The sequence below is a fragment of the Pseudomonas sp. GW822-FHT03F04 genome (assembly GCF_058801405.1).
Window position 1 is genome coordinate 1 of record NZ_JBXANF010000012.1, and the last position, 17,141, is coordinate 17,141.

Here is a 17,141-nt window from a genome sequence, read left to right on the forward strand (position 1 = left end):
TCGCAGAAATGGGGGCGCGCGCTCCTATGATTGCCGTCCGTGCACGCAACTCTGGCTGACCGCTTTTGGCCGATAGCGGACATTCATGAGCAGCCGAAATCGGCCCTCATTAAAACACTCACCCCTCGAGAATTCGCCCCGAAACCCAAGCACGACTATACCCAACCACCCTCCCCGCCAACCCCAGCGGAAAATGAATCACCCCATGCGCCGTTTCCGGCAACAGATGCACCTCCACGTCCGCCGCCCTACCCCAACGCTCAGCCAACTCAAGCGTGTCATCCCTGAGCGGATCCAGCTCCGCAGCAAACATCAACGCCGGCGGAAACCCGGTGAAGTCACCGTACAACGGAGACAACGGCGGCTGCCGGCGTTCTTCATCGCTCAATCCCGGCGTAAGCATTTGCAGCGCTTCAACCATGCCAGGCCCATCCAGCAGCAAGGTATCGGGCCCGGCGTTGCGTACGCTGGGGGTTCCGGTCAGGTCGTAGACGCCGTAGTACAGCAGCGCCCCGCTCACCCGTTTGAGCATGTCCGGCCATTGTTTGAGTTGCAGCAGGGTCGCGGCGGCGAGGTGGCCGCCGGCGGATTCGCCCACGACGATGACGGGGAGGTTCGCAAATTCATGGCAGTCATCGCTCAGCAGCCAGCGAGCCGCCGTAAGACAGTCCTGCATCACGCCTTCAATAGGCGTCGAGACCACAAGCCGATAATCGACGGAGACCACGGCCACGTCGCAGGCTTTCACCATGCCGATGTTGAGGTGGTCGTTCATCTGCGCATTGCCGATGACCCAGCCGCCTCCGTGAAAATCCAGCACCACGCCTTTGGCCTTTGTCTTTGGCCGAATGATCCGCACTGGCACTGAAGCGCCGTCGGCGCCCACCACTTTGCGTTCTGCCTTGAGCCCGTGCTTGAGCAACTTTCTCGCGCCGCCCAATTGGCTGAGGCGCAGCAGCAACTGAATCGCCCGTGGCGTGATGCGATTACGGATGCGAAAGCGCGGCAGCCGGGCAAGCTTCTTGTTGAAAGCGCGTAATTGCGCCAACTCGTTATCGTTTGCGGGCCAGCGGGTTGATGTCTTCATTTCGTCCTGGCTCATCGGCGGTTGTTGCGCAGGATATCAGCGGTTGCGGTCTGTTCCAGCCTGGATGCCTGGAGCCACTTAAAAAGTTCATCGGCCGTCATCTCGCCTCGTTGATAGGAATAGGCAATGCTCAAAGACAAACCGACATAGGTGAGCGTTTCTTCGATGGATACCATGAGCTGAAACCCCATTCACCGGAGCCCGTCATGACCACCACCAAGACCCTTTTCATTACCGGCGTCAGCAGCGGCTTCGGCCACGCGCTGGCCAAGGAAGCGCTCGCGGCCGGCCACCGTGTCATCGGGACCGTGCGCAAGGAAGCCGACTTGCACGCCTTTCAGTCGCTCTCCGTGGATAACGCCTACGGGGTGATGCTGGATGTCACGGACTTCGAGCGGATCGATGGCGTCATCGCGCAGGTTGAAGCCACGCACGGCCCGGTCGATGTGTTGATCAACAACGCCGGTTACGGCCATGAAGGCATCTTCGAAGAGTCGCCTCTGGAAGACATGCGCCGCCAGTTCGACGTGAACGTGTTCGGCGCGGTCGCCGTGATCAAGGCGTTCCTGCCCTTCTTTCGCAAGCGGCGTGCCGGCCACATCATCAATATCACCTCGATGGGCGGCACGATCACGATGCCGGGCATCGCGTACTACTGCGGCAGCAAGTTTGCGCTCGAAGGCATCTCCGATACGCTGAGCAAAGAACTGGCACCCTTCAATATCTTTGTGACTGCCGTCGCGCCGGGTTCATTTCGAACCGACTGGGCCGGTCGCTCGATGCAGCGCACGCCGCGCAGTATTGTCGACTACGACGCCAGTTTCGATCCGGTGCGCAAGGCGCGAGAAGAAAAGAGCGGCAAACAACTCGGCGACCCGCAAAAAGCCGCCCAGGCGATGTTGCAGATCATCGCCAGCCCGACACCACCGGCGCACGTGCTCCTGGGCAGTGACGCGTTGCGACTGGTGCGTGAAAAACTCAAACACGCAGCCGGCGAGATCGATCAGTGGGAGGCGTTGACTCGCTCCACCGACCATTGAATGGCCAACCGAGAGAACGCAATGAAGCAGACCGACGCAGGCACCTCGCGCATGGTGCAGCTCATGGAAACCCTCGCACCGGTCGAGGGTTATAACCCCAGTGCGCTTGAAGGCGTGCGTTTCCTGCGCTCGAACCGGCCGCTGACCCGCACGCCGGTGCTGTACGATCCGGGTATCGTGATCCTCTGTCAGGGCCAGAAACGCGGTTATCTGGGCGACGACGTCTACGTCTACGACGCCCAGCATTATCTGGTGGTGTCCGTGCCGATCCCCTTCACCATGGAAACCGATGCCACCGAGGCCGAGCCGATGCTCGCGATCTACATGCACCTCGACTTCCAGTTGGCCAGCGAGTTGATGCAGCAAGTGGATGACCTTCACGGCCCAAGCGATGCGCAGCCCAAGGGCATGTACGCTTCGCCGATGGACGACAGGCTCCGCACTTCGACGTTGCGTTTTCTTGAAGCGATGAGCATTCCGGGCGAAGCGCAGATTTTGGGGCCATCGCTGCTGCGGGAAATCTACTACCGCATTCTGACGGGCGAACAAGGCGGATCGATGCGTGCTGCGCTTAATCGACAGGGGCATTTCGGCAAGGTGACTCGGGCGATCCGCAAGATCCACAGTTGCTACCAAGAGCGCCTGGACGTCGAGCAACTCGCCCACGAAGCCAGTATGAGCGTGCCGAATTTTCACCTGCACTTTCGCAGCGTGACGGACACCTCCCCCATGCAATACCTAAAATCGACGCGCCTGCATCAGGCGCGACTGCTAATGCTGCGCAATGCCATGACCGCTTCGGCAGCGGCGTTCAACGTGGGTTATGAAAGCGCCTCGCAATTCAGTCGCGAGTTCAAACGCTTTTTTGGCAGAACACCGCAGGCGGAGATCGAGTGGATGAAGGCGACTTACGCGTTGCCTGCCCCGACTACGCCCTCGGAGTATGTTTCGTCGCATTAACTGGCGGGCAGGTTTTCCACGCTCGCCAGCAACTGTAGAAAACGCGCTTTTAATTCATCGTCCGCCAGCCTTGCGCTGGCGTATTCCCGCAAGCGCTCCAGCTCCCCGCTCGCAACCGCAAAGCCCTGCTGACCTTTCAGTTGTTGCGCGTAGTCACCCAGCACGGCCGCCGTTTCGTTGCACAGTTCAAGCGATGCCAGCCAGGCTTCGCCTTCCGACTGACCGTGAGCCAACTCCACCTGTAACGCATCGATTGCCATAGCGATAGTGCGAAGCCGTACCAGCAGTTCCTGCATACGAAAAACCAGCACTTCCTGATGACTCTCGGCGACCTGCCATCCTGGCTCCAGCGCCACTCGGGCCACCATCGCCTGGCAATCGGCCAACTCACTCCACACCCGTAAATCACGGGGCGCCTCGTCGGCTGTTCGTCTGGTTTTCAGCGAGTCCGCGAGCCGGCCAACCAGCGTCGCCAATCGCTGACGCAGCGTTTCACCCTCTGCCTCGGGCCACAGAAACGCGTGAATCAACAGGGAGATCCCGACACCCAATAGCACACCGATGATGCGATCACGAATCTCGGTCAGGTTGGTGCTGGGCTCGAATTGCTCCAGCAACGCCAACGCGAAAGTGAACACGATCTGCACACCGGCATAGCTGATTCGCTCGGAGCCGGCGGCTATCCAGGAACCCAGTGCAATCACCGGCAATGACATGAACAACAGGCCGACGATCCCGTCGATGTGCGGAACCACCAGAATCACCATGGCCAGCGCCAGAACACTGCCCACCAGCGCACCACCGACACGCAACGTCGCACGCATCCCGGTCGCGCCGAGGCTGGGTTGAGCGACGATCAGGCAGGTCAGCATGATGGTGTGGATGCCCTGCCAGTCCGTGCCCATGTAGAACAGGTAGCAAAGCGATGCCGCCAGCAGCGTCTTGACGGCAAACTGTGTGTAAACCGGGTTTTCAAAGGCATCAGGCACCCACATCGGGGCGCCCTTCGCCTTGGTTTCCTGAGGGATCTCAGCCTTTTCCACATTGAGAAAAGACAGCAACTCCAGACGCATTTCCTCGTACACGCCGGGCAAACCGGTCGTATCGATCTGATCAAGAGCAGACAATCCTTCAGGCACTTGACCCGTATCCAGAGACGCCTCCAGATCGAGCACTGCCTGGCGCAACAACTCGGTCGCCCGGGCATTCGCTGTTGGCGGCGGTAGTTGAGCAGCCAGCGTCAACAGCCGGGAAATACTGCTGATGCGCGCCAGGTGCGCCGCCTGTTGACTGCGAAAATCGGCGTCCCGCATGCAGGCGAACCGCAACAACTGTTGCGAAGCCAACACACTGCGCTGAATCGCGGCGGCACCCAGCGCCGCATCGCTCTGCTCACCGCCAAGACACCGGGCAACAGTCATCAACTGGGAGCGCAGATGATTCTTCAGTTGCCTGACAGGCTCCGCCGGCAACAGCAACGTATTGACCAACAGCGTCAGGCCGATGGCGTAACTGACCGCCACCCACACCCACAGCACCAGACGCAAAACGGCCTCGGCCTGATCGGTCAGGTCGACGAAGGTCTGGGCATAGATCACCACAATGCCGACCACGAAAAACACAACACCGATCCGGGTGACCCGGATCAGATAGGCACTACAGAAAAACAGCATGCTCGCGCCGAGAATTCTCAGGAGCGGGTATCCGTAGGTGAACTTCAGAAGCAGGATGGTCAAGCCGATGGCCAGTGTTGCGCCGACCAGGAACAGCATCCCGACCATGCGGGTCAGCACCACATTGGTCTGCGTCACGTAGAAGACCACGATCAACGATAGCGCCAGCAACGGAACCTGCAGGGTCATCGAAATGATGATCACCAGCGCACTGCCCAGCAGCGTGCGCAGCAACAGGTTCACACGGCCAGGGTACGGCTGAAGTTCATCGACCAGAAACCGATACAGGCGCTCCAGGCTGCCCCTGTTCCAGTCTTCCGCCGAGCGTTTCATTGGCCGGTCTTGGCCGGTTCGTCAGGGCGCAGTACCGCGACGGCAGAGGCGCCGATGCGAAACAGCTCCGGGTCGGGGTCTTGCACCGAGATCTTCACCGGAAAGCGTTGCGAAACCCTGACCCAGTTGATGGTGCGCTGGACGCGCGGCAGGCCTTCGATGACGGTTCCGCCGTCATCCGGCAGCACACCGAAACTGAGCGAATCCACCCGGCCCTGAAACCGTTTACCGGTGTCGCCCAACAGATAAAGCGTGGCGGACGTGCCAGCCTTGATGCCCTTCAGATCGGTCTCGCGAAAATTCGCCACCACGTACCAGTGGCGCGTATCGATCAGCGTGAAAATCGGTTTGTAGGCCGAGGCGAACTGGCCGACCGTGGTGCGCAAGGACGCGATACGCCCGTCGAAAGGTGCTCGCACCTCGGTGAACTCCAGGCTCAGTTCGGCCAGGGAAATCTGCGCTTCGACCTCGGCCCGCTGCGCCACCAGCGCATCAACGCCACTGACGGCAGCTCCCGCACGCTGCGCTTGCAATCGGGAGGCGTTGAGTTCGGCAGCCGTCGAACGCTGGGCCGTTCGCGCCTGGTCCACCGCTTCCACGGACACATAACCCTTGGCGAGCAACTTCTCCAGGCGTTGAAGGGTGTCGTTCGATTGCGTGGCCTGCGCCCGCGCCCGCTCGACCGACGCCACAGCCGATGCCGCCTCGTATTGTTGGGCGTTCACACTGCGCTGGGTCAAACCGATCTGATGATTCAGCGTAACCAGCCGCGCCCTGGCCTGATCCAGTGCATCCTGATACGGACGTGCGTCGATGCGAATCAACAGATCGCCCTGCTTGACCAACTGGTTGTCGCGCACCGGCATCTCGACAATCCGGCCGTTCACTTCCGGAACGACATCGATGGTGTCGGCGTACACATAGGCATCATCGGTACTCGGCCGGGTTTCGGTTTGCCAGAGCACATAACCCAGTACCAGAAAAGCGGCCAGAACGATCAGCAGCGCCGGCACACGGCTTGAATGCGTTTTTTCGGTGGTTTTATTCATGGCGGGCATTCATCCGTGGAAGACGACGAGCCACAACAGCATCGCCAGGAGTCCGGTCAGTGCCGGGTAACTCAGTGCCAGAGGAGAAATGCGTTCGCGCAGCGAATATCTGCCCAGTATCACGTGGATCGCCGTGGTCGCCAGAACGCCGCCGACAATGCAGAACAGCCAGTCAGGAAAAGCCGCACCGAACAGTACAAGCGAGGGGGACATGGAGCATCCACTGAGCAGTAGAACGACAGGTATCAGTGCCAGCCTGACGGGATTGAATGAAGGCATGCCTACCTCCGCAAGTGACGACTGACGCAAACCGGAACCTCTGGGCAAGGAATTGACCTGCGCACCTTACCGATCCGTCCACGGCCCCGATATTGGAAAAAAACATAACTTCGTTGTGACAGTAAACAACCGGAAAACCGGGCTGAAAGCGTTGTTGAACTGGCTTGGTGAACGTAAGAGTATAGAGCGCGCACAGACACTCGCCGGCGAGTGAAATCGACACTTCCAGGCGCAAAAAGGTGAACACATTGACGCCAATCCCCACCCTCAGCGCTCGACTTGCAACGATCACCCGCGAATTTGCGAACACCCCTTCCCTGCTCACTGCGAAGATCAACAGCCAGCTCAACCGGATGGCGGGCTACAAGGACCTCACGCCCGAAGCCCGCAAGGATCTGGAAAACTCCCTGAGCTACACCGCGCGCCTGTGGTGCGAGACACTGCTGACCGGTGAGGGTTTGTCGCAGGACACGCGCCGTACGCTGAAGGAGATCGGTTGCAGGCGGGTCCATCAGGGCGTGCCCCTGCAATCGCTGATGCGCGGCTTCAGTCTGGGGGTGCGTGAAATCTGGAGCGGCTACCTGGAACTCGCCAGAGACGACGATGCATTAAGCAAAGAGTTGTTGTTGCAGATTTCCGGCTACATGTTCGACTTCTTCGACGATATCGCCGAAGAAGTGGTCCAGGCGTATCTGGAAGAACAGATTCAGAAAGTCCGCTGGAGGGAACACCTGCACCAACGCCTTTATCACTTCCTGCTGCATTCGCCGCAGGATACCGAGGGATTTGAGGACACCCTGTCGGCACTCGGCCTGGACGCCAGCACGCCCCGCGTGGCGCTCGCACTGGAACTGCCCTTGCGCCCTGTCCAGCCGTTGCAGCGCGAAGACGAATTCGACCGCCTGACCCTGCAGGTTTCCCGGCACCTGAAGATTCCCGTCAAGGAACTGATACGCGTCTGGTACCGCGACAAACTGGTGATCTGGCTGCCGGGCATCAAAGGTGAAACCCTGACCCAATGCGACCAGCGAATGGCCGAAAGCGCCGCGTCGCTGCCCGCGCTCCTGCCTCAACTGCGGGGCGTGGGTATCGGTCTGTTGAATCAAGGTATCGCCGGCTGGATCAGCACGGCAGAAGAAGCGATCAAGGCGATCGACCTCTTCCCTTTCAACGGGGCCGAACAACTCGTCAGACGCTATTCCAGCGTGCTGATCGAAGACAGCGTGCGCAGCCATGACAACACCCTCAGGTACCTGATTTCGCTCATCGAGCAACTCAGCCATGAACCCGACCTCCTGCTGACGCTGGAGGCGTTCTTCTCAAGTGGCCGTCACCGCGCCCAGACCGCCAAGACCCTCGGCATCCACCCGAACACCCTCAATTACCGGACGGGACGCATCGAGAACCTGCTGGGCGCGGATCTCAATGACATCAACTGGGTCAGCCGACTGGACACGGCGCTGAAGTTGCGCCGGTTTTCGATCAGCAAGGTGCGCGAGGACTAGCGTTCACGACAAGCGGCAAACCCGCGCTGCAGATCCTCGATCAACGCCTCGACATCCTCCAGCCCGATGTGCAGCCGCAACACTGAACCTGCGCCACGACTGTCCAGCGCATCGGTCACCGTGATCAGGCTCTCGTACCCGCCCCACGACGCGCCCAGCCCGAACAGTTGCAGCGAATCGATGAATCGCTCCAATTGATCAGCACCGGCGTGATGCAGCTCGAACGACAACAGCCCGTTGCTCCCGGTGAAATCCCGTTGCCACAGCACATGCCCGGGATGTTCGGCCAGCGCCGGATGGAAAACCCGTTTTACCGCCGGGTGCGCCTGCAACCAGTGAGCGATCTCCAGCGCCTGGCGCTCATGAACCTCCAGGCGTGATGCCAGGGTGCGTGCACCGCGCAGCACCAGATACGCGTCGTCGGGGCTGACCGTGACACCCATTGCATCGCTCATGGACGCCAAGGGTTGCCAGACGTCCTCGCGGGTGCAGACGCTGCCCATGACCACGTCGCTGTGGCCGCTCAGGTATTTGGTCAGCGCCATGATGGAAATGTCCGCGCCCAGCGCCAGCGGCCGGTACAGGTAACCCGAGCCCCAGGTGTTGTCCACGGCCAGCAGGATGTTGCGGGGTTGGCAAAGGCTCGCTATCGCCGGCAAGTCGCAGAGTTCGTAGAGCAGCGATCCCGGCACTTCGGTGTAGACCATTCGGGTGTTGGCCTTGAGCAAACCCGGCAGGGTGCTGCCGTCGGCCTGGAAGTAATCGACCTGAATGCCGAACGGTTCCAGAAGCTCAGCGGCCAGTCGCCGCACGGGCGCATAGACCGCTTCGGTAATCAGCAGATGATCGCCGGGGCGCAGATAAGCCAGGAGCGTCTGCGCCACCGCCGCCAGCCCGGTACTGAACAGCCGCGTGCGATAGCCGCCTTCCAGTTCCGTGACCAGGTCCTCAAGGGCAAACGCCGTGGGATTGCCCCGGGCGCCGTAGCTCAAGACACGTTCAGTGTCGCGACGCTGACGGGCGTCACGCATCTGCGCCAGGTTGTCGAACAACACGGTGCTCAGGCGGGTGACCGGGACATTGACCGAGCGTGCGCCGCTGCCGTCTTCGGTGCGGGCCGAATGAATCAGCCGAGTGCGTACCCGTGCATCGCCCGGTGTTTTCAGCGGCTTGAGGCTGGCAATTTCCTCGCGACTCATCTGCGCCAGCAGGCCGATTTCCCAGGCCAGGTATTGCCGTGCCGCGTCCTTGTTCCCGGAATGACGGTCATGGGTGAAAAACAGGAAGTCGATGCAATCCTGATCTGCCGGACTGCTGCCCTCCTCCTGCACCGCGCCGCCCGCCGCTTGCCACGCCGACAGTCCGCCGTCCAGCAAGCGCACGCCAGCGCGTTGAATCGCAGGCAATTCCAGAGCGGCGATGGCCGCCAGCGCCGGATCATCCGCCAATAACACCAACGGCCTTGTCTCCCCGGCCACGGCATCGGCGAGCAACGGGCGGATCGACCAGCGCGAACCCGCCACATGCCCCTTGCGATAGTCCATGCTCGGGCGCAGATCCACCAGCACGACCGCCTCGTCCTTGAGTGCGTCGGCCAGAGCCCGTGCCGTGATCAGAGGCAATGCGGCGGGCTTATCGACGCCCGTGCCGGACAACGCCAGGCCACTGCCCGTCCCACCTGCCAGCACATAAGCCTCATGTCCCAACTGCCGCAGCCAACTGGCAACGATCGGCGCGCGCACGCCGTCGCTGTCGAATAGCACCACCCGCGCCCGGCGCACGCCAATGTACAAATCGGTGGATTGAACGAGCTGCCCACCCGGCGTGTGCTGCGCCCCCGGCAGACTGTCCTCGGCAAATTCCTCGGCCGTGCGCACATCACACAGGAACAGACTGCGCCCTGCGTCATCGGCCCAACGCCGGACTTCGTCAGCCGCTACGGTTTTCACTCCGGCCTTATCCGCCAGCCGGGCGGCCGCCAGACGCCGGGCTTCCAGCCCCTTGGCGGACACTTCATCGGCATAGCGCCGGGCACTGCCGTGCTCCAGTCGAAAGTCCTCCAGATACCAGCCCTGAGTACCGTTTTCCAACGCGTAGACCGGGTTCTTCAGCCCCAGATTGATCAGCGTCTGGGCGCCGATAATGCTGCGGGTGCGCCCGGCGCAGTTGACCACGATCGGCGTGCTGTCGTCCGGAACCAGGTCATGGATGCGATAGCCCAGTTCCCCGTTCGGGCAGCAGATGGCACCGGGGATGGTCATCTTGCGGTATTCCTCGAACGGCCGACCGTCGAGCATCACCAGCGGCGCGCCCCGGGCCTGCCATTCGGCCAGTTGCTGCGCCGTGACATGCGGCGTGTGGCTGGCCTCCTCGACCAATTCACCGAACGCCTTGGACGGCACGTGTACGCCGGCGAACAGCTGATAACCTGCTGCTTCCCAGCCGTCGGCGCCCCCGGCGAGCCAGTGCACGTTGTCATAGCCCAACCCCTGCAGCACCTGCATACAACGGGTCGCCAGACTACCGCCATCCTGGTCGTAGATCACCAGCCGAACACGCGGATTCGGCGCCAGGCGTGCCGCCTCGAGTTCCAGTCGACTGAAGGGCAGGTTCACCCCGAAAAACAGATGCGCTTCGCCATACTGGCCGTGCTCGCGCACATCAAACAGGGCAATTTCCTGCCCGTCGAACAGCCATTGCTGCAACTGCTGCGGGGATACGGTCTGGCTCATGGAGGTTCCGCTTTTTGAAGATGAATTATTGAAGCGCCAGGGAGCGCTCGTTGACCGCGATGTCCCGGCCCTTGGCATAGGCGCGCTGGATGGCCGGACGCTGTTTGAGTCGCTCGCGCCAGGCACTGATCTGCGGAAAATGCGCCAGGTCCTGGCCCTGACGCAGCGGCTGAATCCACGGAAAGATCGCCATGTCGGCGACGGAATACTCCCCCGCCACATACGGCACTTCAGACAACCGCGTCTCCAGCACGCCATACAGTCGCGTCGCTTCACCGCTGAGCAGGTCGAGGGCAAACGGCTGCGGTTGTGGCGCCTTTTCCTTAAACAGCTGCAACTGGCTCAGGTACGGCGTGACATGCCCCACTTGCCAGAACAGCCACTCCTGAACTTTCTGTCGTTCGACGGTGCCCGGCGGCGGCAGGAATTGCCCGGCCTTGTCAGCCAGGTAGTTGAGGATCGCGCCGGACTCGAACAGGCTCAGCGGCTCGCCCAGACCGTGAGGCGCGTGATCGACAATCGCCGGAATCCGCCCATTGGCGCTGATGCGCTGGAACGCCGGCCACTTCTGCTCACCCTCGCGGATATTGACCGGCAGCACGCGGTACTCCAGCCCGAGTTCTTCCAGAAGAATGGCGATTTTCAGGCCATTGCCAGTCGGCCAGTAATACAGGTCGATCATGCGTAGGCCTTGATCGACGGGGCCATTTGCGAGGCGTTGTAATTGAGAATGCGCCCGTCCGCCTCGACGCCGTAGCGACCGTTGAGGGACTCCAGCGGCAAACCGTAGAGGTGGAAATGCAGGGTCGGCTGGTCGCCGTCGACACGGATGCCGTGCAGGTCCTCACCCAGGAACGAGATCGAGGTACCGGGCTGCACGATGACTTCCCGTTCCAGATGCAAGGTGGTGAAACCCGGCTCGCGGCCCTCGTCGCTGCGGGCGTAGACGTAATTGATTTCCTGGCCCTCGATGGCACTGATGATCGCCCAGGTTTCATGGTTGTGGGGGATGGTGCTTTTACCCGGCAGCAGCGAGTTGAGGTACAGCGTCGGCGTGTCGCCATCGTCGTTGAGACGGTAGCGGAATGCGGAGCTGCCCTGCCCCGGCACCGGTGCGGGAAATTCGTCGAAATTGAACAGATCGCGGCGCTCGGCAAGCGCTTCGAGCAACGTCACGATCTCCTTCAGCGCAGTGCGGTCGACGCCCCGTTGATGGATGACGCGGACTTTCTTCAGGAAGTCCTCGATGACGTCGGCGCGGTTCACGGTACTCATGGATATCTCCTCGGTTCAGACGGACAGGCTGTAACGGCTCAGATTGCTCAGCAGGTAGGGATCGTTGGCGAGCGCCGGGCGACGACCCGGATCGCCCAAGGCATGCCGCAAAAAGGTCTGGGTGCGCTCACTAACGGGGTTCTGGAAGATCTGCTCGGCACTGCCGTGCTCGACGATGACGCCGTTCTCGGTGAAATAGACGACGTCGCTGATTTCTTCGGCGAAACGCATTTCATGAGTCACCAATACGCAGGTCATGCCCTCCTCGGTCAGTTCGCGAATCACCGTCAACACTTCGCCGACCGTTTCCGGGTCGAGGGCCGAAGTCACTTCATCGAACAGAATCAGCTCCGGGCGCATCGCCAATGCCCGGGCAATCGCCACGCGCTGTTGCTGGCCGCCGGACAACTGCCCGGGATGGGCATCGGCCTTGTGCTCCAGACGCACTTTGGCCAGCAATGCGCGTGCGTCCTTTTCGGCGTCGACCCGGTTGCGGCCCAGCACCTTGCGCGGCGCCACGACCAGGTTCTCCAGCACCGACAGATGCGGGAACAGGTTGTACTGCTGAAACACAAACCCCACGCGCTTGCGCAACTCGATGCGCTGGGTTTCCTGCGTCAGCGTGTGCACCTCGGTCGAGCCGACACGGATGCTGCCACGCTGGGGCTGCAACAGGCCGGTGATGCAGCGCAGGATGGTCGACTTGCCGGAGCCGGACGGGCCGATGATCGACACCGCCTGACCGCGATGCACGTCCAGGTCGATGCCCTTGAGCACCGGGTTGCCGCTGAACGACAGGTGCAAATCCCGCAGGCTGACCAGCGGCTCGCCGACGGTTTCAATAGAAGGCATAACGTCGCTCCAGGCGTCGGGTGAGTCGGGAAATCGGGTAGCAATAGGCGAAGAACAACACCAGCAGGCTCAGGTAAATCACCACGGTAAACCCGGTCATGTTCACGGTGTTGCTGGCGATCTGCGCGGTGTCGATGACGTCATGCACGCCCACCAGCGAAGCCAGCGCCGTGCCCATGGTGATCACCGCGTACAGGTTCATCCACGGCGGCAGCATGCGTTTGAAGCACTGCGGCAGGATGATCGAGCGGAAAATCTGTCCACGGGTGAACGCCAGTGAGCGCGCCGCCTCCCATTGGGTGGCCGGGATCGATGCCACGGCCCCGCGGAAGATTTCCGCGATGTTGGCGCTGGCCGGCAGCGCGAGACCGATGGTGACCTTGACCCAGTCCGGAAACGGCAGGTAAACGCCGGCGACGTGAATCTCGAACGGGAACACATAAGTGGTGAAATAGATCAGCACCAGCCACGGCGCATTACGGAACACCTGCACCCAGATCTGCGCCGGCAGACGCGTCAAGCGCAACGGTGACAGGGCCAGCGCGCCCACCAACAACCCCAGCAGCGACCCCAGCGCGATGGCGACCAGGCTGATCAGAATATTCCGGGCGAACCCCGCAGCCAGCGCCGGCGACCACTGCACCAAGGCCTTGAACACCGGGCTCTGCGCACCGAAATACAGCAACGCCAAACCCAGGAAAATCAGCGCCAACAGCTTGCCGAGGTGCTTGCGCGGCAAGGTCGTCATCACGCTGACGGACGATTCAATGGCCATAACCGGGCATCCTCAGGCGCGCTTCCAGGTAGCGCCCCACGCAATTGACGATAAAACTCAGCAGGCCGAAAAAGCTCAGGATCAGGATCATCAACTCCAGCACGTTGTCGCTCTGGGTCCAGATCATGATCGCCGCGTAGGTGATGTCGCCCACGGCGATGGCCGAGGCCACGGCGGTCATCTTCACCAGATCGATCAGGTTGTTGATCAGCGATGGCAGGGCAAAACGCAGGGCCAGCGGCAACTGCACATTCCACAGCAACTGCCGACTGCTGAAGGCCAGTGAGCTGGCCGCTTCCAGCGTCACGGTCGGCACCGCTTCGATGCCGGCACGCAGCGCTTCGGCATGAAACGCCCCCTTGTGCAGGGAAATCACGATCACCACCCAGGCAAATGGCGTCAGCGGATTCGCCGCACCGACGGCCTGGGTCAGCAGCATGTTCAGCACCAGGAAGGCGCAATACAGCTGTACCAGTGTCGGCGTGTTGCGGGTGACTTCGACAAAGATTCGGGCCGGTGTCGCCAGCCAGGGTTTGCCTGACGTGAGCATCGCCGCCAGTCCGACGCCCGCCAGCAAGCTGCCAATGATGGTGAATACGCACAGCAGCACGGTGGTCAGCGCACCTTGCCCGAGGGATCCGCGCTGATAGGCATCGAGAACAAAGCTGTAGTTGAGGCCCAGCCCGGCGGTCCAGTGGACGAAAAGCTCAAGCCAGTGAGTCATGGTTCGCTCCACGTGCGAACGACCTGCTGCACTGACGCGTTGATCAGGTCTTTAAAGAGAAAATAATGATTCATGCACGCCGGCCTCAGGCAACCGTCGTCCAGGACGACGGTTGCGGGAAATCGATAAAAAGGAAAGTCAGGCGCCGTTGGCTTGAAACTGTTTTTGCAGTTCGACCAGCGCAGGAGACGCGGGCGTGATGTGGTTGCGGGTCTGGGCCTCGATCAGCCAGCCACTGCGGTGCAGTTGCTTGATGATCGGATCAAGCCGGGCCTGGGTGTCGCTTTCACCGCGACGGGTCCAGATCACCGACGGCGCCGGATTGAGTTCCGGGGCAAGGGCACGATAGCCCTGCCATTCGGCATTGTCGGCGATCAGCGGGTTGATCAGCGTGGCGTCATGCACCGCCGCCACGCAGTTATTGCCACGCAGCGCCAGCAAGGATTCGGAAGAGCTTTTGAACGCTTTCAGTTCGGCGCCCAGTTCAGTCAGCGGTTTGACGTAACTGCTGCCCTGGGACGTGCACACCGGTTGACCTTTGAGGTCTTCCCAGCGAGTGATCTTGCTGTCCTTGAGCACGGCGGCCGTGCCGCCCACACGGTAGAACGGCGTCGGCACGAAGCCGAGAATCTCGCCGCGCTCGGCGGTCCATTCCATGTTGGCGATCAGCAGATCGACCTTGCCCTGTTGCAGAAACTGCACGCGGTTGGCCGGCAGCACCGGCACCAGCTGCACCTCTGCGCCGAGCTGCTTGCCCAGTTCTTGCGCCAGTTCGACGTTGAGGCCACGCGGCTGCTGAGTGGCGGGATCGATACCGCCGAAAGGACCGCCCGAGAGCAACACGCCGACCGCCAGTACGTGGCGTTGCTCGATCTTGTCCAGTGTCGCGTCAGCCTGGGCTCCGGCTCCCGCCATGGAAACCACGGCACCCAACATCACAGGCAATAGGCGTTTTACAAACGTGTGCTTGGGCAACATGGACTTCCCCTTCTTGAATGATCGGCGTCTTCCGACCTGACAGGGGGGCATCGTAGGTTTCGCGGTGTACCAACGGAAATGCAAAGATCTAATATCGTTATAACTTGCAGAGCTTCAAACGAGCAAAGAACTCGAAAATCACCTGTTTTACTGGGCCTCTTGACTTACCCCCCAACAAAACCAGCTGCAATACATAACGATTCTTTATGATTATGTTTACACTGCTGATGTAAAAACCTCTTGGAACAGAGCCATGTCAACGCTGGATCTCGAACTGCTGCGCACGTTCATTGCCGTGGTCGATCACCACAGTTTTGCCGAAGCCGGCGTGCACCTGGCGCGCACGCAAGCGTCCGTCACCCAGCATATACAGCGGCTGGAGCAACAGGTCGGGGTCAGTCTGTTCGAGAAACGTGGCCGCCAAAAACACCTCACCGAACCCGGCTTGCAGTTGTTGCGGCACGCGCGACAGATGCTGTCGCTCAACGACGACGCCTTGAGTTCTCTGCGCGAAAGCAGCTTGAGTGGTGTGTTGCGCATCGGTTCGCCCCACGACATCGCCGATACCATTCTGCCGCCGATCCTCAGCCACATCGCCCGCTCGGCACCACGCCTGCGCCTGGAAATCGATGTCGGGCGCAGCCCGTTTCTGATGGACGATCTGCACCGGGGCAAGGTCGACATGGTGATTTCCACCCGCGAAGACCCGACCCTCGAAGGCTTCGCCCTGCGTACTTCGCCGGTGTGGTGGATCTGTTCGGCGCAATACATCCACAACCCCGGCGAACCGCTGCCGCTGATTCTGGTGGATGAGCCAAGCATCTACAGGCGCTACGCACTTGAGGCGTTGGAGCGTGCCAACATTGCCTGGCGCCAGGCGTATCTGGCGTCGAACCTGATCGGCATCAAGGCTGCCACTCGCGCAGGATTGGGGGTCACCCCGCGCAGCATGGAAATGCTTGGCCCGGACATGCGGGTTCTGGGGGAAACCGATGGCTTGCCGAGGCTGCCGGATGTGACTTATCACTTGTGGATCCGGCCGAACACCGTAAACCCGCTGGTCAGGCGAGCATATGAACTGATCAGAAACAGTCGCGGGCTTTGAACCGCAGCCTCAAGCGCCCAAAAGTCGCTTCGTAGTCGCCATCGATGTCGCCAGCGACTGCCCGGTCCGTTGCAACTTGTTCAACAAACTGGCCCCCAACCAAAGCTGATACAGGGTTTCCGCCAGTTGCCGGGCATCGTCGTCGGGCAGGCATTGATCGGCCTGGCCCTGTTCGATGCAAGTGGTGATGCGCGCCACCACGCGCTCGGCGCCATCTCGCAAGGTGAGGCGCATGGCCTCGGACAGATCGGCCACCTCGGCACTGAGCTTCACCACCAGGCACTCGTCACCGTGCCCTTCCAGCGTGCAGCGGTCCTGCCAGCCCTGCCAGTAATCCATCAGTCGCTCGCGGGCATTCAGGTCGGGCAGCGTCAGGCGTCGCTCCATGTCGGCCAGGTAACAGACGAAGTAGTCCTCGAGCAGCGCCTGGCCGTAGAGCTCTTTGGATTTGAAGTAGTGATAGAACGAGCCCTTGGGCACACCGGCGGTTTGCAGGATCTCGTTCAGGCCGACACTGGTGAAGCCCTTTTCGGCCATCATCCGGTGGCCGGTGTCGAGCAGGTGTTGGCGGGTGTCGTCGTAGGTCGGTTTCATCGGGGCGCAGATTACCAGGCAATAGACCAGTCGTTTAACTCGAAGGAACGGGAGTTTGCCACACCGGTCCATGAAAAACATGCGGATAAAAAATTACTAGACGACTGGTCTATTTGGAAACTATGCTGCGCCCCGACCAACCTTTTCCCCGGTGTCGATCGTGTGCGAATCCCTCGCACA

At 61.1% G+C, this 17,141-nt stretch carries 17 protein-coding genes; 4 read left to right on the plus strand and 13 right to left on the minus strand.

The window, feature by feature from the left end:
- Positions 1–118: 118 nt before the first annotated feature.
- Both AC1RMX_RS25060 and AC1RMX_RS25065 read right to left on the minus strand, forming a co-directional pair.
- The gene (locus AC1RMX_RS25060; protein WP_493073354.1) at positions 119–1,102 is read right to left on the minus strand and encodes an alpha/beta hydrolase; all 984 of its coding nucleotides are present in this window, start codon (positions 1,100–1,102) and stop codon (positions 119–121) included.
- Positions 1,099–1,263, minus strand: a complete 165-nt coding sequence (locus AC1RMX_RS25065; protein ID WP_493073355.1) for a hypothetical protein — start codon at positions 1,261–1,263, stop codon at positions 1,099–1,101. Before AC1RMX_RS25065 ends, AC1RMX_RS25060 begins: the two co-directional genes overlap by 4 nt.
- Positions 1,264–1,293: 30 nt before the next feature.
- Here AC1RMX_RS25065 and AC1RMX_RS25070 point away from each other — a divergent pair, with 30 nt between their 5' ends.
- Together AC1RMX_RS25070 and AC1RMX_RS25075 are read left to right on the plus strand one after the other, a co-directional pair.
- Positions 1,294–2,127 (plus strand): oxidoreductase, encoded by an 834-nt coding sequence (locus AC1RMX_RS25070; RefSeq protein ID WP_493073356.1) that lies wholly within the window; start codon positions 1,294–1,296, stop codon positions 2,125–2,127.
- Positions 2,128–2,148: 21 nt separating this feature from the next.
- A complete protein-coding gene (locus AC1RMX_RS25075; protein ID WP_493073358.1) occupies positions 2,149–3,087 on the plus strand; it encodes an AraC family transcriptional regulator in 939 nt (312 codons plus the stop codon).
- Here AC1RMX_RS25075 and AC1RMX_RS25080 read toward each other — a convergent pair.
- Genes AC1RMX_RS25080 through AC1RMX_RS25090 form a run of 3 tightly spaced genes read right to left on the minus strand, consistent with a single transcriptional unit; the run spans position 3,084 to position 6,355 of the window.
- Positions 3,084–5,093, minus strand: coding sequence for an FUSC family protein (locus AC1RMX_RS25080; RefSeq protein WP_493073359.1), 2,010 nt, complete (start codon positions 5,091–5,093; stop codon positions 3,084–3,086). The two genes, AC1RMX_RS25075 and AC1RMX_RS25080, sit on opposite strands and share 4 nt — an antisense overlap.
- Positions 5,090–6,142: a multidrug transporter subunit MdtN gene (mdtN, locus tag AC1RMX_RS25085; RefSeq protein ID WP_096820590.1), complete on the minus strand. Its 1,053-nt coding sequence runs from the start codon at positions 6,140–6,142 to the stop codon at positions 5,090–5,092. Before mdtN ends, AC1RMX_RS25080 begins: the two co-directional genes overlap by 4 nt.
- A gap of 9 nt (positions 6,143–6,151) precedes the next feature.
- Positions 6,152–6,355, minus strand: a complete 204-nt coding sequence (locus tag AC1RMX_RS25090; protein WP_207267971.1) for a YtcA family lipoprotein — start codon at positions 6,353–6,355, stop codon at positions 6,152–6,154.
- Positions 6,356–6,660: 305 nt separating this feature from the next.
- Here AC1RMX_RS25090 and AC1RMX_RS25095 point away from each other — a divergent pair, with 305 nt between their 5' ends.
- On the plus strand, positions 6,661–7,926 hold the full coding sequence (locus AC1RMX_RS25095; RefSeq protein WP_493073360.1) for a PucR family transcriptional regulator: 1,266 nt from the start codon (positions 6,661–6,663) through the stop codon (positions 7,924–7,926).
- On the opposite strand, the gene metC is transcribed toward AC1RMX_RS25095, so the two are convergent.
- The 7 genes from metC to AC1RMX_RS25130 all read right to left on the minus strand — a co-directional run bounded on the left by metC (position 7,923) and on the right by AC1RMX_RS25130 (position 15,262).
- Positions 7,923–10,658, minus strand: a complete 2,736-nt coding sequence (gene metC, locus AC1RMX_RS25100) for a cystathionine beta-lyase (protein ID WP_493073362.1) — start codon at positions 10,656–10,658, stop codon at positions 7,923–7,925. The two genes, AC1RMX_RS25095 and metC, sit on opposite strands and share 4 nt — an antisense overlap.
- 25 nt (positions 10,659–10,683) lie before the next feature.
- Positions 10,684–11,340: a glutathione S-transferase N-terminal domain-containing protein gene (locus AC1RMX_RS25105; RefSeq protein ID WP_493073363.1), complete on the minus strand. Its 657-nt coding sequence runs from the start codon at positions 11,338–11,340 to the stop codon at positions 10,684–10,686.
- Positions 11,337–11,933: a cysteine dioxygenase family protein gene (locus AC1RMX_RS25110; RefSeq protein ID WP_096820585.1), complete on the minus strand. Its 597-nt coding sequence runs from the start codon at positions 11,931–11,933 to the stop codon at positions 11,337–11,339. Before AC1RMX_RS25110 ends, AC1RMX_RS25105 begins: the two co-directional genes overlap by 4 nt.
- A 15-nt stretch (positions 11,934–11,948) precedes the next feature.
- Positions 11,949–12,785: an amino acid ABC transporter ATP-binding protein gene (locus AC1RMX_RS25115; protein ID WP_096820584.1), complete on the minus strand. Its 837-nt coding sequence runs from the start codon at positions 12,783–12,785 to the stop codon at positions 11,949–11,951.
- A complete protein-coding gene (locus AC1RMX_RS25120) occupies positions 12,772–13,560 on the minus strand; it encodes an amino acid ABC transporter permease (protein ID WP_096820583.1) in 789 nt (262 codons plus the stop codon). The genes AC1RMX_RS25115 and AC1RMX_RS25120 overlap by 14 nt, the downstream gene beginning before the upstream one ends.
- Entirely contained in the window at positions 13,550–14,284 is a 735-nt protein-coding gene (locus AC1RMX_RS25125) for an amino acid ABC transporter permease (RefSeq protein WP_273535787.1), read from the minus strand. The genes AC1RMX_RS25120 and AC1RMX_RS25125 overlap by 11 nt, the downstream gene beginning before the upstream one ends.
- A gap of 138 nt (positions 14,285–14,422) precedes the next feature.
- A complete protein-coding gene (locus tag AC1RMX_RS25130) occupies positions 14,423–15,262 on the minus strand; it encodes a transporter substrate-binding domain-containing protein (protein WP_096820581.1) in 840 nt (279 codons plus the stop codon).
- Between the two features lie 253 nt (positions 15,263–15,515).
- Between AC1RMX_RS25130 and AC1RMX_RS25135 the strand changes: the two genes are divergently transcribed.
- Positions 15,516–16,367, plus strand: coding sequence for a LysR substrate-binding domain-containing protein (locus tag AC1RMX_RS25135; protein WP_096820580.1), 852 nt, complete (start codon positions 15,516–15,518; stop codon positions 16,365–16,367).
- Between the two features lie 9 nt (positions 16,368–16,376).
- Here the strand turns inward: AC1RMX_RS25135 and curR are convergent, their stop codons facing one another.
- Positions 16,377–16,961, minus strand: a complete 585-nt coding sequence (curR, locus tag AC1RMX_RS25140; protein WP_493073365.1) for a TetR family transcriptional repressor CurR — start codon at positions 16,959–16,961, stop codon at positions 16,377–16,379.
- Positions 16,962–17,141: the final 180 nt, after the last annotated feature.

Excerpts from the sequence above, each read along its gene's own strand:
- AC1RMX_RS25060 (WP_493073354.1), bottom strand. The coding sequence starts at position 1,102 with ATGAGCCAGGACGAAATGAAGACATCAACCCGCTGGCCCGCAAACGAT.
- AC1RMX_RS25065 (WP_493073355.1), bottom strand. The coding sequence starts at position 1,263 with ATGGTATCCATCGAAGAAACGCTCACCTATGTCGGTTTGTCTTTGAGC.
- AC1RMX_RS25070 (WP_493073356.1), top strand. The coding sequence starts at position 1,294 with ATGACCACCACCAAGACCCTTTTCATTACCGGCGTCAGCAGCGGCTTC.
- AC1RMX_RS25075 (WP_493073358.1), top strand. The coding sequence starts at position 2,149 with ATGAAGCAGACCGACGCAGGCACCTCGCGCATGGTGCAGCTCATGGAA.
- AC1RMX_RS25080 (WP_493073359.1), bottom strand. The coding sequence starts at position 5,093 with ATGAAACGCTCGGCGGAAGACTGGAACAGGGGCAGCCTGGAGCGCCTG.
- mdtN (WP_096820590.1), bottom strand. The coding sequence starts at position 6,142 with ATGAATAAAACCACCGAAAAAACGCATTCAAGCCGTGTGCCGGCGCTG.
- AC1RMX_RS25090 (WP_207267971.1), bottom strand. The coding sequence starts at position 6,355 with ATGTCCCCCTCGCTTGTACTGTTCGGTGCGGCTTTTCCTGACTGGCTG.
- metC (WP_493073362.1), bottom strand. The coding sequence starts at position 10,658 with ATGAGCCAGACCGTATCCCCGCAGCAGTTGCAGCAATGGCTGTTCGAC.
- AC1RMX_RS25105 (WP_493073363.1), bottom strand. The coding sequence starts at position 11,340 with ATGATCGACCTGTATTACTGGCCGACTGGCAATGGCCTGAAAATCGCC.
- AC1RMX_RS25110 (WP_096820585.1), bottom strand. The coding sequence starts at position 11,933 with ATGAGTACCGTGAACCGCGCCGACGTCATCGAGGACTTCCTGAAGAAA.
- AC1RMX_RS25115 (WP_096820584.1), bottom strand. The coding sequence starts at position 12,785 with ATGCCTTCTATTGAAACCGTCGGCGAGCCGCTGGTCAGCCTGCGGGAT.
- AC1RMX_RS25120 (WP_096820583.1), bottom strand. The coding sequence starts at position 13,560 with ATGGCCATTGAATCGTCCGTCAGCGTGATGACGACCTTGCCGCGCAAG.
- AC1RMX_RS25125 (WP_273535787.1), bottom strand. The coding sequence starts at position 14,284 with ATGACTCACTGGCTTGAGCTTTTCGTCCACTGGACCGCCGGGCTGGGC.
- AC1RMX_RS25130 (WP_096820581.1), bottom strand. The coding sequence starts at position 15,262 with ATGTTGCCCAAGCACACGTTTGTAAAACGCCTATTGCCTGTGATGTTG.
- AC1RMX_RS25135 (WP_096820580.1), top strand. The coding sequence starts at position 15,516 with ATGTCAACGCTGGATCTCGAACTGCTGCGCACGTTCATTGCCGTGGTC.
- curR (WP_493073365.1), bottom strand. The coding sequence starts at position 16,961 with ATGAAACCGACCTACGACGACACCCGCCAACACCTGCTCGACACCGGC.